The organism is Microbispora sp. NPDC088329 (assembly GCF_040685655.1).
Lineage (GTDB): Bacteria > Actinomycetota > Actinomycetes > Streptosporangiales > Streptosporangiaceae > Microbispora.
Window position 1 is genome coordinate 1 of record NZ_JBFBIP010000041.1, and the last position, 15115, is coordinate 15115.

General features: G+C 71.1%; 13 protein-coding genes and 1 pseudogene. 6 read left to right on the top strand and 8 right to left on the bottom strand.

All coding sequences use genetic code 11. The features are described from left to right. Positions 1–146: pseudogene (locus tag AB0O28_RS38610) on the bottom strand (4-hydroxy-3-methylbut-2-en-1-yl diphosphate synthase); the annotation flags it as partial. Positions 147–473: 327 nt separating this feature from the next. On the opposite strand from AB0O28_RS38610, the gene AB0O28_RS38615 reads away from it, so the two are divergent. Continuing rightward, a complete protein-coding gene (locus AB0O28_RS38615; RefSeq protein ID WP_363647772.1) occupies positions 474–1613 on the top strand; it encodes a lytic polysaccharide monooxygenase in 1140 nt (379 codons plus the stop codon). A 52-nt stretch (positions 1614–1665) separates the two neighbouring features. Here the strand turns inward: AB0O28_RS38615 and dxr are convergent, their stop codons facing one another. Beyond that, complete coding sequence (gene dxr / locus AB0O28_RS38620) at positions 1666–2853, bottom strand: 1-deoxy-D-xylulose-5-phosphate reductoisomerase (protein WP_363647774.1); 1188 nt, start codon at positions 2851–2853, stop codon at positions 1666–1668. Positions 2854–3044: 191 nt separating this feature from the next. Between dxr and AB0O28_RS38625 the strand changes: the two genes are divergently transcribed. Both AB0O28_RS38625 and AB0O28_RS38630 read left to right on the top strand, forming a co-directional pair. Further along, a complete protein-coding gene (locus AB0O28_RS38625) occupies positions 3045–4040 on the top strand; it encodes a peptidase (protein ID WP_363647776.1) in 996 nt (331 codons plus the stop codon). Between the two features lie 51 nt (positions 4041–4091). Next, positions 4092–5081, top strand: a complete 990-nt coding sequence (locus tag AB0O28_RS38630; RefSeq protein WP_363647778.1) for a hypothetical protein — start codon at positions 4092–4094, stop codon at positions 5079–5081. A 17-nt stretch (positions 5082–5098) separates the two neighbouring features. Here the strand turns inward: AB0O28_RS38630 and AB0O28_RS38635 are convergent, their stop codons facing one another. Together AB0O28_RS38635 and AB0O28_RS38640 are read right to left on the bottom strand one after the other, a co-directional pair. After that, positions 5099–6040, bottom strand: a complete 942-nt coding sequence (locus AB0O28_RS38635) for a cytochrome d ubiquinol oxidase subunit II (RefSeq protein WP_363647780.1) — start codon at positions 6038–6040, stop codon at positions 5099–5101. Between the two features lie 25 nt (positions 6041–6065). Beyond that, the gene (locus AB0O28_RS38640; protein WP_363647782.1) at positions 6066–7283 is read right to left on the bottom strand and encodes a cytochrome ubiquinol oxidase subunit I; all 1218 of its coding nucleotides are present in this window, start codon (positions 7281–7283) and stop codon (positions 6066–6068) included. 209 nt (positions 7284–7492) lie between these two features. Between AB0O28_RS38640 and AB0O28_RS38645 the strand changes: the two genes are divergently transcribed. Then, positions 7493–8659, top strand: a complete 1167-nt coding sequence (locus AB0O28_RS38645; RefSeq protein WP_363647784.1) for a sensor histidine kinase — start codon at positions 7493–7495, stop codon at positions 8657–8659. Next, on the top strand, positions 8656–9333 hold the full coding sequence (locus AB0O28_RS38650) for a response regulator transcription factor (RefSeq protein ID WP_363647786.1): 678 nt from the start codon (positions 8656–8658) through the stop codon (positions 9331–9333). Before AB0O28_RS38645 ends, AB0O28_RS38650 begins: the two co-directional genes overlap by 4 nt. Here the strand turns inward: AB0O28_RS38650 and ppk2 are convergent. The 3 genes from ppk2 to AB0O28_RS38665 form a co-directional block, all read right to left on the bottom strand. Continuing rightward, complete coding sequence (gene ppk2 / locus AB0O28_RS38655; protein WP_363647788.1) at positions 9330–10274, bottom strand: polyphosphate kinase 2; 945 nt, start codon at positions 10272–10274, stop codon at positions 9330–9332. The two genes, AB0O28_RS38650 and ppk2, sit on opposite strands and share 4 nt — an antisense overlap. A gap of 72 nt (positions 10275–10346) precedes the next feature. Further along, entirely contained in the window at positions 10347–11432 is a 1086-nt protein-coding gene (locus AB0O28_RS38660) for a HAMP domain-containing sensor histidine kinase (RefSeq protein WP_363647790.1), read from the bottom strand. Then, positions 11429–12082: a response regulator transcription factor gene (locus tag AB0O28_RS38665; protein ID WP_363647792.1), complete on the bottom strand. Its 654-nt coding sequence runs from the start codon at positions 12080–12082 to the stop codon at positions 11429–11431. The genes AB0O28_RS38660 and AB0O28_RS38665 overlap by 4 nt, the downstream gene beginning before the upstream one ends. A gap of 88 nt (positions 12083–12170) precedes the next feature. On the opposite strand from AB0O28_RS38665, the gene AB0O28_RS38670 reads away from it, so the two are divergent. Continuing rightward, on the top strand, positions 12171–13526 hold the full coding sequence (locus AB0O28_RS38670) for a S41 family peptidase (RefSeq protein ID WP_363647794.1): 1356 nt from the start codon (positions 12171–12173) through the stop codon (positions 13524–13526). 15 nt (positions 13527–13541) lie between these two features. Here the strand turns inward: AB0O28_RS38670 and AB0O28_RS38675 are convergent, their stop codons facing one another. Continuing rightward, positions 13542–14990, bottom strand: a complete 1449-nt coding sequence (locus tag AB0O28_RS38675) for an aldehyde dehydrogenase family protein (RefSeq protein ID WP_363647796.1) — start codon at positions 14988–14990, stop codon at positions 13542–13544. Positions 14991–15115 lie beyond the last annotated feature (125 nt).

Sequence of the window (15115 nt, forward strand, 5' to 3'; positions counted from 1 at the left end):
TCGGCGGTCAGCGTGGTCGTCATGGACTGCACCGAGACCGGCGCGTCCCCGCCGACGGGAACCGAGCCGACCATGATCTGACGTGACACCCGCCGCTTGGCGATCGGCTGGGTCCGTACGGCGGGAATCCCGAGATCAACAGACATTTCTGCACCTTGCGTAATAGGCGACGCCCGATGGAAGGGCCCTCCCAGTCTAAGGAGTGCCGCGACGCCGGACGGCCCGAAACCTTTTCACAACGAATGAAGGTTTCATGACCCGCCGCCGAAGAACCTGCGAGGACGGGTTCCGCGGCCGCGCCCGGGTGGGCAGCCGCGAGGAAGCCGACTTAGAGTCCGAATCGCGAGAGCGCTCTACGCACCACCTGGTCGGTAAGTCAAACGGCTGTCCCCCCGGGCCGACGTGCTCGCGCCGTCGGCGGTGCCGTGCTGCACCACGAGTGCGGCAGCCATGACCACGCGAAAGGGTAGCCCGTGGGTAGACCACGAAGAAAAGTAACGAAGACGACGATCGGGCTGATCGTCGCCGCACTGTCCGCCCTCGTCTCCGCCGTCGTGCTCGCCTCCCCGGCGTCCGCGCACGGCGCCCCGATGGCGCCCGGCAGCCGCACCTACCTGTGCTGGAAGGACGGCACGACCTCGAGCGGGGCCATCCAGCCGAAGAACCCCGCCTGCGCGGCCGCGGTCGCCAAGGGCGGGACCAACGCGCTGTACAACTGGTTCGCCGTGCTCCGCTCGGACGGCGCGGGCCGGATGTCCGGCTTCATCCCGGACGGGCAGCTGTGCAGCGGCGGCGCGGTCGTCTACGACTTCAGCGGCTTCGACCTCGCCCGCGACGACTGGCCGGTCACCCACCTGACGGCCGGGGCGACCATGGAGTTCAAGTACAACAAGTGGGCCGCGCACCCCGGCACGTTCCGGTCGTACATCACCAAGGACTCCTGGAGCCCGACCCGCCCGCTGGCGTGGAGCGACCTGGAGTCGACGCCGTTCGACAGCGTCACCAACCCGCCGAGCGTCGGCTCGGTGGGCACCGAGGACGGCCACTACTACTGGAACGCCCACCTGCCGTCGGGTAAGAGCGGCCGCCACATCATCTACACCGTGTGGCAGCGCTCGGACAGCAACGAGACGTTCTACAGCTGCTCCGACGTCGTCTTCGACGGCGGCCACGGCGAGGTGACCGGCGTCGGCGGCTCGGGCAACCCGCCCGTCAGCCCGTCCCCCAACCCGCCCGTCTCCCCGTCCCCCGGCACCTCCCCCAACACCTCGCCGAGCCCGCGGGTCAGCCCCTCGACGAGCCCGGACCCCGGCAACGGCGCCTGCTCGGCCACCTACAAGGTGACCAACTCCTGGGGCGGCGGCTTCCAGGGTGAGGTGACGGTGAAGGCCGGCTCCTCGTCCATCAGCGGCTGGACCGTCAAGTGGACCCAGCCGAGCGGCGGCACGATCACGCAGGTCTGGAACGGCACGCTCAGCCAGTCCGGCAGCGACGTCAGCGTGCGGAACGTGAACTACAACGGCAGCCTGGGCGCCGGCGCCTCGACCACGTTCGGCTTCCTGGCCAACGGATCGAGCAGCGGCACCCCGACGCCGACCTGTTCGGCGGCCTGACCCGCCCGCCCTCGGCGCGGCCCGCCTGACCCGGGTCGCGCCGAGGACCGGCTCAGGCCGTGAGCTCGGCCGCCCGCGCCCTCGCCCAGGCGTCCGCTGTGAGGACCTCCTCCACGGACGCCGCGGGACCGGGGGTGTGGGCGGCCACCACGCGTTCCACCGTGTCCACGATGCCGAGGAACGGCAGGGCGCCCTTCAGGAACGCCTCCACGCACACCTCGTTCGCCGCGTTGTAGACGGCCGGCGCCGTGCCGCCCAGGGCGCCCACGTGACGGGCCAGCGCGACCGAGGGGAACGCCTCGTCGTCGAGCGGTTCGAAGGTCCACGTGTGGGCGGCGGTCCAGTCGACCGGCCGGGCCGCGCCGGGCACCCGCTCGGGATAGGCCAGCGCGAGCGAGATCGGCAGGCGCATGTCGGGCGGGCTCGCCTGCGCGACCGTCGAACCGTCGGTGAACTCCACCATCGAGTGGATGATCGACTGCGGGTGGACCACCACCTCGATCCGGTCGAACCCGATGTCGAACAGCAGGTGGGCCTCGATCACCTCCAGGCCCTTGTTGACGAGCGTCGCCGAGTTCACCGTGATGACCGGGCCCATGCTCCAGGTCGGGTGGTTCAGCGCCATCTCCGGCGTCACGTCCGTCAGCTCGGCCCGCTTCCTGCCCCGGAACGGGCCGCCGCTCGCCGTCACCACCAGCCGTCGCACGGCAGCGGGGTCGGCCCCGCCGGGCCCGGCCGCCCACAGGCACTGGGCGAGCGCGGAGTGCTCGGAGTCCACCGGGATCATCCGCCCCGGCCCGGCCAGGCGCTTGACGAGCGGGCCGCCCACGATCAGCGACTCCTTGTTGGCCAGCGCGAGCACCCGGCCCGCCTCGAGCGCCGCCAGCGTGGAGGTCAGGCCCAGGGCCCCGGTGATGCCGTTGAGCACGACGTCGCAGGGCGACGCCGCGACCTCCGCCACCCCCTCGGGGCCCGCCAGCACCCGCGGCCGTGCGCCGGCCGCCGCCAGCGCCTCACGCAGTGCCGGTACGGCCGCCGGGTCGGCGACCGCCACCGTCTCGGCCCCGAACTCGGCCGCCTGCCTCGCCAGCAGGTCGGCCCGGCCGCCGCCGGCGGCGAGCGCGGTGACGCGAAACCGTCCGGACGCGTTGGCGACGACGTCGAGAGCCTGGGTGCCGATGGAGCCGGTGGAACCCAGCACGACGACAGACCGGGGCTGCGGCAGTGATTGGGAGCTCATCCCCCCATTGTCCCCAAGCCGCGGTCCCGAGCCGCATCGGCACTGCCGTACGCGGAACGGCCGGGGCGTAGGAGAAAACAGCACATATATGTCCGAATACCGCCATAACCGTATAGGCGGATCGCGAGAAATCCGGTGGAAAGCGTCGCTACTTTCCCGCGTCAGGACATCCCCCCGACCCGGAGGTAGGCATGCACCCCACCGCACGACGTCTCGCGCTGCTCTCGGTCCCGGTCCTCACGGTCGCGGGGGCCATGCTTCCCGCCGCCCGCGGCGCCGCGGCTCCCGTGCCGGGAACCATCACGCGGTCGGCCGCCGCCGGTCCCCGGCCCGCCGTACATGAAGCGGCCGACACGACGACGGAGCAGCGCACGGTCGGGAAGTTCTGGACCGTCGCGAGGATGGAGGCGGCCGAGCCTCTGGACGTGCCCGGCACCGGCGACAGGCACTTCGCCGCGGCCATAACTGGCGCCCGTGTCTCGTCGCGGACCTCCGGCTCGTCCTGGACGGCGGGCGGGACCGTCGCGAAGACGACGGGGAGGGTGTTCTTCACGGTCACGGCCGGGCCGGACGCCGGGCGGAACGCCTCCTGCTCGGGCACCGCGGTCACCAGCGCCAACAAGAGCGTGGTGATCACCGCGGGTCACTGTGTGAAGCTGAACGGGGCCTTCCACGCCAACTGGGTGTTCGTGCCGGGCTACGACCGTGGCGACCGACCCGACGGCACCTGGCCGGCGGCCACCCTGCTCACCACCTCGCAGTGGAACTCCGGCGAGAACATGGACTACGACGTCGCCGCCGCCGTCGTCGCGCCACAGGGCGGCAGGAGCCTCACCGACGCCGTCGGCGGCCAGGGCGTCGCGTTCAACCGGCCGCGCGGACGCCAGACGTACGCCTTCGGCTACCCGGCGGGCGGGCAGTACGACGGGTCGAGGCTGGTCTACTGCGGCGGGCGGACGTTCGACGACTTCCTCGGCTCGCAGGACCAGGGGCTGAGCTGCGGCATGACCGGCGGCGCCAGCGGCGGGCCGTGGTTCGCCGACTTCGACCCGAGCACCGGCACCGGCGTGCTCACCTCGGTGAACAGCTTCAAGTACGGCTTCGCGCCCTCCTGGATGTTCGGGCCCTACTTCGGTGCGGAGGCCGAGGCGGTCTACAACGCGGCGCAGAAGACGTCCCTCACGTGATTCACCGAAAGTGACCACGAAAGCACTTTCCGTGGTCCACACTCGGGAGCCATGACCCCGAGCCTCCCCTTGCTTGCCGTCGCCGCCCTCGTCACCGGACTCCTGGGAGCCCCCGGCCGGGAGGTTCCCCCGGTGGGAGACGTCGTGGAACACGTCGCCGGGCACGCCTCCGGGCTCTACTGGACGCCGCAGCGGATGGCGCGGGCGGTCCCCATCGGGCTGCTTGCCCCATCGACGCTGCCTTCGATCGCCCGGGCCGCTCTGCCCCAGGCCGCCGGAGGGATCCTCGCACCCGGCCTCCCTGCACGGCCCGCCGGACCGGCCAGGATACGACAGGCGGCGGCGATGCCCCCCGCCACCACGAGCGGCACGCGCTGGGCGTCGGGCGGCTCGGTGACGAGGACCACCGGGAGGGTCTTCCTCACGCTGAACGGCGTCGACTTCTCCTGCTCCGCCAGCGCCGTGCGCAGCGCGAACAGGGACGTGGTCGTCACCGCGGGGCACTGCGTCAAGGACGGCGCCGGAGACTGGGCGGAGAACTGGACCTTCGTCCCGGGGTACGACCAGGGGCGGCAGCCGTACGGCGCCTTCCCCGCGCGGCGGATGTTCGTCGCCGGGCCCTGGTCGCGTTCCGGCAACGACGACTACGACGTGGGCATGGTCGCCGTGGACGACCTGGACGGGCGGCACCTGACCGACCTGGTCGACGGGCAGCCCATCGCCTTCGACCCGCCCCGGGGGCGGCGGACCTACGGCTTCGGGTTCCCCGCGGATCCTCCGTACGACGGCGAGCGGCTGCTGTACTGCGCGGGCGTCCCCCACGGAGACCCGCAGGGGCAGACCCGCGACCAGGGGCTGCGCTGCGACCTCACGGCGGGGGCCAGCGGCGGGCCCTGGCTCAGCGGCTTCGACCCGGCCTCCGGCCGGGGCACGCTGACGTCCGTCAGCAGCTTCAAGTACAGCAACGACCACCGCACGATGTACGGCCCCTACTTCGGCCCGGCCGTACGCGACCTGTACCGCACCGCCGAACGGGCGTGACGGCCGGAAGACACGAGCTAGAAGAAGACCGGGGTACGCGAGTCGATCCGCCGGAGGAAGACCCGCCAGATCCACACCTGAACCACCAGCACGAGCGGAATCACGACCACGAGGAAACCGGCCAGCCCGTCCAGAGCGGACCCGGCGGCGAGTGAACTACCGGCGACCGGCGCCAGGTGCAGGCAGACGACCACCGCCGGGGCGGCCGCCGCGAGCGCGGTGAAGGCCAGTGCGAGACGGGGCCGGGCCGCCACGATCCTCGCCGAAAGGGCCACGGCGACCATGGCCGTCGCCTCGGCGGCGACCGCCGGCGTTCCAAGCGAGGGCACTCGCGCGAGAAGACCGGCTCCCAGCAGGACGGCGTACGACGCGGCGGCCGGCGGGGCCAGGAGGCGGACCATCCGCAGCGGGCCCGCGACCAGGTCCCCGGGCAGGCGTACGACGAGGAACGTGGCACCGTGAACGAGAAGAACGACGGTCACGGTCAGCGCCCACAGCAGCGAATACCATCCGAAAGACGTCGGGACCGGCTCCGGCCCCGGTGTCATGGACAGCATGTCGCCCACCAAGAGTCCGAGCGCCGCCGCGAAGGCTCCGCTCGCTCCGGTGAGCACGCGGTCCCATCCCCGCCGCCACCCCGGCCTCTCCAGCCGGCTCCGGAACCATACGGCGGCGTCCCTGACCGTCCAGAACACCAGCACGGCCGCGACGAGGTGATAGTGGCCGCGGAACACCGGCCCTTCCAGGCGGGGCAGCACGGCCAGGAAGGTCGCCACCGTGATCACCAGCCAGACCTCGTTTCCGAGGAAGAACGGGCCGAACGCGGTGACGGTGGCGCGCCGCGCCCGCTCGCCGGGCCCGCCGAAGGGCAGCAGCATGCCGGCGCCGATGGCCGTGCCGTCCAGCATCAGGTAGACGCAGAACAGCGCACCGAGCAGGCCATACCAGAAGAACTCCACCTGTGCTCCCGACTGATCGAGGAGGTCAGAACATGGCCGCGCCGACCGGCCCGGCCGGTTCGGCCTGGCCGAGGGGCGTGCCGAAGGCGCCGTCCTCCGGCCCCCGGCGGGCGAAGCGGGCGATCAGCCAGTAGCCGCCGACCGCGAGCGCCAGCATCACCCCGGCCGTCACCAGGAAGGTCGCGAGAACGACGTTCCCGGGCATGGACGTCACCGCCTGCTCGGTGGTGAGCAGGCCGTAGACGGTCCAGGGCTGGCGGCCCACCTCGCGCACCAGCCAGCCGGCCACGACCAGCCCGAACGGAACGGGGATCGCCGCGACCAGGACGCGGAGCGGCACGCGCAGCCGGATGATCCAGTCGCGGAACAGCAACGCCGCCAGAGCCACGGACAGGAGCACCAGCCCGAATCCGGTCCGCAGCATGACCTGGTAGGCGACCCCGACCCATTCCGGCGGCGCGTGGACGCCGGTGCCGGTCGTTTCCAGCACCGCGAGCTTCATCGGCTGGGTGTCCTCGATGACGACGAGTTGCAGCATTCCCCAATGGACGGTGGCGAGCGTCCCGACGGGCAGGACCGCGACGGCCATCCGCAGCGAACGCCGGAAGAACGCCGCCTCGCCGGTGCGCTTGAGGAGGTGCCAGGCACTCACGCCGGCCACGAACATCGAGCCGGCGATCAATGAGGCGAACACCACGTGCAGACAAGCGCCACCCAGGGTGGGGTTGCGCAGCAGCGCCCCGAACCCGGCGAGGTAGCGGCCACCCGCGTCCGGCGCCCCGACCGGGTGCTGGAGAAACGCGTTGGCGGCGAGAATCCACAGCGCCGACAGGTAGGCGGAGATCCCGACGAGCCAGATGAGGACCAGGTGGGTTTTCCTGCCGAGCAGGCCCCAGCCGAAAATCCAGGCGCCGAGAAGCGTCGACTCGACGAAGAAAGCGGTCAGGGTTTCCAATGCCAGGGCGCCGCCGAACGCGTCGCCGAAACCCTTCGTCAAGGTGGTCCAGTTCAGTGCGAATTGCAGTTCGACCACGATGCCGCCGATGACGCCCACGCCGTAGTTGATCACGTACAGCCGGCCCCAGAACTTCGTCATACGCTCGAACGCCGTGTTGCCCGTGACGACGTACGCGGTCTCCATGGCGATCAGGAAGACGACGAGGCCGAGCGACAGCGCGACGAAAAGGAAGTGGATCGAAGCGGTGGTCGCGAACTGGAGGCGGGCGATCGTCGCCACATCCATTACTCCTCCTCCGGCGTCGGCACGGATCTCGGCGGTGAGAATCCCGGTGACGAGCCTTCCGCGTGCCCGGCATCGCGTCGTCGCACCGCGGTCGCCCGGCGCGTACGACTTCGGGTGGGAATCGATTGCCTGCGATGTCCGGCAGTGGTACGGCGACTGATCCCGCGGGATGATTACGCGGACCGGCAGGAGCTCATACGGTGAAACGAGTGAGTCGTGAGAGCTTGCGCCGGATGCCCAGAGCGTTCGTCGCCGACTGCGCCTTGTCATTGGCCGTCGCCGTCTCCACCGTCCTCACCAGCGTCATGGCCGGAGGCCGGGCGGAGCAGAGCCCGCCTGACTGGCTCGGCTACCTGTTGCTGGTCGTGGCCGCGGTGTTCCTTGTGGCGCGACGCCGATTTCCGCCGCAGGTGATGGTCCTCACCATGCTGGTGTCGCTTCTCTATTTCGGGCTCGGATTCGGAACCGGCGCCTTCACCATCGCGCCGGCCCTGGCCGTCTACACCGCGATCGCCGCCGGACACAGGATCGCCGGATTCTCGGGCGCGGCCGTCTACCTCGTCGTCGTGCTGCTGGCCGACCGCCTCGCCGGACAGCGGAACGTCTCCGAGGGGAACATCTGGTTGGTCATCTGGATTCTGGTGATCGTCGTTGTGGGCGAGGTGTCGCGCAGCAGGGCCGAACACCTGCGAGTGGTCGCGGAACAGGCGGCACGAGCCGAGCTCACCCGCGAGATGGAGGCACAGCGGCGGGCCGACCAGGAACGCCTGCGCATCGCCCGCGAGCTGCACGACGTGCTGGCGCACAACATCTCGGTGATCAGCATCCAGGCCGGCGTGGCCGAGCATCTTCTGCGCAGGGACCCCGACAAGGCCCATCTCGCGGTGACGACGATCAGGCGAGTGACGAAGGACGTGCTGGTCGAGCTGCGCTCGATCCTCGACGTGCTCCGCCGCGTCGACGAGGCCGCCGAGATCTTCCCCCCGTCCGGCCTGGAGGGCATCGAGCGGCTGGCGGGCCGGGCGGCGGCCGGTGGCATCACCGTCGACCTCGACGTCCGTGGCCGGGCGAGCCGGGTGCCCGCGGACGTCGGCCTGGCCGCCTACCGTATCGTCCAGGAGTCGCTGACCAACGTGATCAGGCATTCCGGCGCGGCGCACGCGAGCGTCGTCGTCCATGTGAACGAGGCCGACGTGCTGGTGCGCGTCCGGGATGACGGGCGGGGCGTCTCGGGAGACGACGTCCGCGCCGGAAACGGAATAGCGGGGATGACGGAGAGGGTGGAAGCGATGTCCGGCACGATCACAGCCGCGCCCGCGGACGGGCGCGGCTTCGTCGTGGAGGCGCGCCTGCCGTTGCGGAGGCCCGAGAGATGATCCGCGTCCTGCTGGCCGACGACCAGCCGCTCGTGCGCATGGGACTGCGTGTGCTGCTCGACTCCGAAGACGACATCGAGGTGGTGGGCGAGGCGAGCCGGGGCGAGCAGGCGGTCGAGATGGCCGCCTCGCTCCGGCCGCACGTCGTTCTCATGGACGTCCGCATGCCGGGAGTCGACGGCATCGAGGCCACCCGGAGGATCGCCGGGAATCCGCGCCTCCACCACGTCCGTGTCGTCATCCTCACCACGTTCGAGAACGACGAGTACATCTTCAAAGGGCTGCGCGCGGGCGCCGTCGGGTTCCTGGTCAAGGACATAGAGCCGACCGGGCTGCTGGAGGCGGTGCGCGTGGTGGCGGCGGGCGACGGCCTGCTGTCCCCCACCGTGACCCGGCGGCTGATCGAGGAGTACGTCGACCACAGCGGCGACCCCGTCCACTTCCCCGGGATGGAGCACCTCACAGAACGGGAGCGCGAGGTGCTCGTGCTGGTCGCCCGGGGGCTGTCCAACAACGAGATCGCCGGTTCCCTCTACTGCAGTCCCGCCACCGTCAAGACGCACGTCAGCAGGATCATGACGAAACTCGCCGCCCGTGATCGCGTCCGGCTCGTCATCGTCGCCTACGAGTCGAAACTGGTCCTGCCGGGGCGGCAGACCGGCCGAGGTCGCTAGAACGGCGACAGCGGCTCGGCGTTGTCCTCGTCGACGATGTCGGCGGCGGACCGGACGATCAGGGGGTCGGGCTCGCCCACCACCGAGTCGTCCTTGTCGTCGTAGTCGTACAGGGACAGGACGTAGCGCATCGCCTCCAGTCTGCCGCGCTTCTTGTCGTTGCTCTTGATGATCGTCCAGGGGGCGTCCTCGGTGTCGGTGTTGAGGAACATGTCCTCCTTGGCCCGGGTGTACTCGTCCCACAGGTCCAGCGAGGCGATGTCCATCGGCGACAGCTTCCACTGCCGGACGGGGTCCACCTGACGGATGATGAACCGGGTGCGCTGCTCGGCCCGCGACACCGAGAACCACAGCTTGACCAGGCGGATGCCGTCGCGCACGAGCATCCGCTCGAACAGCGGCGCCTGGTACATGAACTCCATGTACTCCTCGGGACTGCAAAAGCCCATGACCCGCTCGACCCCGGCCCGGTTGTACCAGGACCGGTCGAACAGCACGATCTCCCCCGCCGCCGGCAGGTGGGCGGCGTACCGCTGGAAGTACCACTGGCCGCGCTCGCGCTCGCTGGGCTTCTCCAGCGCCACCACCGTCGCGCCGCGCGGGTTGAGGTGCTCCATGAAGCGCTTGATGGTGCCGCCCTTGCCGGCCGCGTCCCGCCCCTCGAACAGGATGACCAGGCGCCCGCCGGTGTCCTTGAGCCAGTACTGCAGCTTCAGCAGCTCGATCTGCAGCAACCGCTTCTGTCTGTCGTACTCCTGCCGGGGAATGCGGTGGTCGTACGGGTAGTGCTCGCGCCAGGTGTCCACCGGGTGGCCGTCGGCGCGGACCAGGACGGGATCGTCGTCATCGTCGTCCAGCACCTTCAGCCCCGGCGTACGGCGCAGCAACTCGACGCCGTCCGGGTGCTCCCGCGCGGTCTGTGACGCTTGCGGCATCTCCATGACCCCACTACTGCACCTGTCAGGCCGTCTCAATCCCGCCGCCGCACTTGTTCAAGGGAAGTTCATGCCGGCCTATGGAGCCGCCGGGAACGTCACGGCGGCCTCGAGACCGCCCCCGGGGTTGGGACGTGCCCGTACACCGGCTCCGTGCGCCGTCGCGATCGACGCGACGATCGACAGCCCGAGCCCCGATCCCTGCCGGCGGGTCGTGTGCAGTCGCCGGAAGGGCGCGAAGAGGTCGTCCAGGCATTCTGCCGGCACCTCGGGGCCGGTGTTGCGGACCGTCAGCACGCCCCCGGCGAGCGTCACCTCGACGGCGCCGCCGAGGTGGTTGTAGCGGACGGCGTTGTCGACGAGGTTGGTGACGAGCCGGTTCAGCAGGACCGGGTCACCGTGGACGACGAACGGTTCGGTCCGCGCCGTCACCGTCACCCCGCCGGTGTCCGTCTCGGCCAGGACGAGCCGGACGACCTCGTGGAAGGCCACGGGGTCCCGCTTCCGCAGCCCGTGCTCGGCCTGGGAGAGGACCAGCAGGGCGTCGATGAGCGCCTCGATGCGGTGGTTGTGGAGCAGGAGTTTGCCGCGGATCTCGCCCACGTCCTCGGGCAGGCCGATCTCGATCGCCGTCCGCTGCACGGCCAGCGGGGTCCGCAGTTCGTGGGACGCGTTCGCGATGAACCGCCGCTGCCCCTCGACCGAGCGCTGCAGCCGGTCGAGCATCGCGTCGAACGTGTCGGCCAGTTCCTTCAGCTCGTCCCGCGGGCCGGACAGGGCGATCCGCTCGTGCAGGGTCGACAGGGACAGCCGCTGCGCGGTGGCGGTGATTCGATGGAGGGGCCGCAGGACCCGCCCCGCGATCACCCATCCCACGGCCACCGACACCAGGGTGAGGACGGCGATCGCCAGCCCACTCATGTCCCACTGATAGTGGATGACGTCCTGCGCCAGCTCCGACAGCGGCGACTGGGCGCCCGCCGCCCCCGGCCCCGGAGCGGCCGGGGCCGGCGGAGCCTCTCCCGCCGACGGCCCCGGGAAGCGCGCGATCCGCGAGTGCAGCGACAGCCGCAGCAGTGTGTTGACGATGACCAGCAGGACGACGGAGGTGAGCAGGAAGAGCCCCGAGTAGATCAGCGTGAGCCGTACCCGCACCGTCGTCACAGCAGGTATCCGGCGCCGGGGACGGTCTGGATGCACGGCGGATCGCCCAGCTTCGCGCGCAGGCGGCTGACCACCACCCGCACCACGGTCGTGAACGGGTCGGCGTTCTCGTCCCACGCCTCCTCCAAAAGCCGCTCGGCGCTCACCACCGCGCCGTCCGCCCGCAGCAGCACCTCCAGGACGGCGAACTCCTTGAGCGACAGGTGCAGGTGCCGCCCGTCCCTCGACGCCTGGAGCCGGTGCGTGTCGAGCACGATCCCGTGCCGGGTCAGCACGGGGGGCACCTGGTCCCGGCTGCGCCGTGCCAGCGCCCGCACCCTCGCGACCAGCTCGGTGAAGTCGAAGGGCTTGGGCAGGTAGTCGTCGGCTCCCATGCCGAGCCCGGCGACCCGCTCCGGCACCGACGCCGCCGCCGTCATCATCAGAATCCGCGTACGGCTGCCGCGCGCCACCAGCTCACGGCACACGAGGTCGCCGTGCAGCTCGGGCAGGTCACGATCGAGCACGAGGACGTCGTAGTCGCTGACCGCGAGCCGCTCGGCCGCGGCGGCCCCGTCGTACACCACGTCGACCGCCATGGCGTGGCGGCGCAAACCCATCGCGACGAGGTCGGCCAGATCGCGTTCGTCTTCGGCCACGAGAACCCGCATGCTCGAATTTCTACGTCATGGGGCGTGACAGCGGTGTTAACGCCGTCGTTAACGGCCGTGAAACCCGCCCGCTGCCAGGCTGGCCGGCATGATCAGAACACTCTGCGCCGCCGTTCTGCTGACGGCCTGCACGGTATCCGCTCCCGTCTCCACTCCCGCCGCGGCGGCGACCCCGGCGGCGGCCCGGGCCGCCCTGGGTGACAAGTGCGCCCGGATCACCGCGCCACCGCCCGAGTCCGCGCCTCCGACGTCGGTGAACACGCTCCGGCAGGCGTACGAGTGCGTCCTGGACAACTACTACAGCGGACCCGTGATGGATTCGAAGGCCCTGCTGCGGGACGCCCTGGCCGCCTACACCCAGGAGCTGATGCGGCGTGGGAAGGACGGGCCGGACCTGCGCCTGCCCGCGCTGACGGGGAACCGCGACGCCGACTGGGCCGCGGTCGCCGAGATGCTCGGCACCGGCGACCCGGACGCGCTGCAGGCCGCGATCACCGGCATGGTCGCCGGGCTCCACGACGACCACGCCCGGGTGATGAGGATCGCACCCCCGCCGGAGGACGGCCCGACCGGGACGGGCATCGCGGGCCTGTCGGCCGCGCAGGGGCCGCGTCTCGACCCGGCCGCCCGGCCGCCCCTGTACATCACCCGCGTCATGCCTTACAGCCCGGCGGACAAAGCCGGCATCCGGCCCGGCGACATCGTCGAGAAGGTGGACGGCATACCGGCGTTCATCGGAGACAAGGTGAACCAGAGCCTCGTCGACGTGTTCGCCTCCGACACCGTACGGCTCACGCTGAAGTGGCCCCCGACGGGACGCGTCCGGACCGTGAAGCTCACCGCGGGCCCCGTGGAAGAGCAGGAACCGGCCGTGACCGCGAAGAGGCTCCCCGGCGGCGTCACCCACGTGAAGCTGCCCGGGTTCTTCGAGGGCGCGGCCGACCAGGTCATCGCCAAGCTCAAGGGGTCGAAGGCCGCGATCATCGATCTGCGCGGCAACGGCGGCGGGTCTCCGAATGAGGTGAACCGGCTGCTCGGCGCGTTCGCGCACGGCAAGGTCACCGGCTACTTCTGCCCGCTGACAGGCGACTGCACGGCCAACCGCACCGACGACGCGGTCCCGCTGCTCGGGGTGCGCCTCGTCGTGCTCACCGACCGCGCGTGCGCCTCCGCCTGCGAGCACTTCAGCGCGGCTGTGAAGGACAACGGCCTGGGCACTCTCGTGGGGACCCGCACCGCGGGAGCGATCTCCGGCCCCGCCGAGCCGTACCTTCTCGACGACGGGAGCGTGCTGCTGCTGCCCAAGGTCCGGCACCTCGGCCCGGCCCGGGAGACCATCGACACCGTCGGCGTCCCGGTCGACCACTACGCCCCCATGACGGCGCTCGACCTGGCCAAGGGCCGCGACCCCGGCCTCGCCGAGGCGCTGTCTCTCCTCTCGTAACGTCTCAGCGAACGCTCAGAGCGTGAGGCCGGTGAGCACCATGACCTTCTCGTAGGTGAAGTCCTCCATCGCCGACCGCAGTCCCTCGCGGCCCACGCCCGACTCCTTGACCCCGCCGTACGGCATCTGGTCGGCGCGGTAGGACGGCACGTCGCCGATGACGACACCGCCGACCTCCAGCTCGCGGTTGGCCCGGAAGGCGACGTCGAGGCTGCGGGTGAACACCCCGGCCTGCAGGCCGTACCGGGAGTCGTTGACGGTGGCGAACGCCTCGTCGACCGAGGCGACCCGCTGCACGATCATGACGGGTCCGAAGACCTCCTCGCGGGCCACCTTCGCGTCGGCGGGCACGTCGGCCAGCACGGTGGGGGCGACGGTGGCGCCGTCCCTGGTGCCGCCCGCCAGCAGGCGCGCCCCGGCCGCGACGGCCTCGTTGACCCAGCTCTCGACGCGGGTCGCGGCGTCCTCGCTGACGAGGGGGCCGACCTGTGTCTTGTCGTCGGAGGGGTCGCCCGTCACGAGCGCGCCGACGGCGGCGACGAGCTTGTCGGTGAACGCGTCGGCGACCGCGTCCTCCACGATCACCCGCTGCACCGCGATGCAGCTCTGGCCCGCCTGGTAGTTGGAGAAGAGCGCCACACGGCTCGCCGCCCAGTCGAGGTCGGCGTCGGCCAGCACGACCGCGGCGGCGTTGCCGCCGAGCTCGAGCGTGACGTGCTTGCGCGGCACACTGTCCATGATCGAGTAGCCGACCGGCCCGGAGCCGGTGAAGGACACGACCGGCAGCCGCGGGTCCTCCACCAGCGAGGACGCCCGGTCGTTGGGCACCGGCAGGACGGAGAACATGCCTTCCGGCAGATCGGTCTCGGCCAGGATCTCGCCGAGCACGAGCGCCGACAGCGGGGTCGCGGGCGCGGGCTTGACCACGATCGGCGCGCCCACGGCGATGGCGGGGGCGACCTTGTGCGCCACCAGGTTGAGCGGGAAGTTGAACGGCGTGATCGCCAGCACCGGGCCGTACGGCACACGGGAGACGTAGGCGAGCCGTCCCTGCGCCGCGGGCTCGGTGTCGAGCCGCTGCACCTCGCCGCTGAAGCGGCGGGTCTCCTCCGCGCCGAAGCGGAACGTCGAGATCGCGCGGCCCACCTCGCCACGCGCCCAGAAGATCGGCTTGCCGTTCTCGGCGCTGATCAGGCGGGCCAGCTCCTCGGCGCGCTCGGTCAGCCGCCGGGCCACGTGGGCCAGCGCCTCGGCGCGCACGTGGATGGGCAGAGCCGCGGCCTGCTTGCGCACCGCGTCCGCGGCGGCCACGGCCTGCTCGACCTGCTCGGGGGTCGGCACCGAGTGGACGCCGACGACCTGGCCGTCGTGGGGATTGGTCACGGCCTGCTCGGCGTCCCCGGTGGCGGGACGGCCGGCGAGCCAGAAGGGGCGAGGATCATCGGAGGTGCGGCTCACGTCCATGTCTTCACGCTATGCCACCTGGTGGGAGGGGGTCGTTACTCCGTGCGGGCCAATCGCCGCCCCCCGCCGCGCCATCATGGACAACTTCCCAGATGTCACGGATGCGCGGCAATTTCATGATGTTT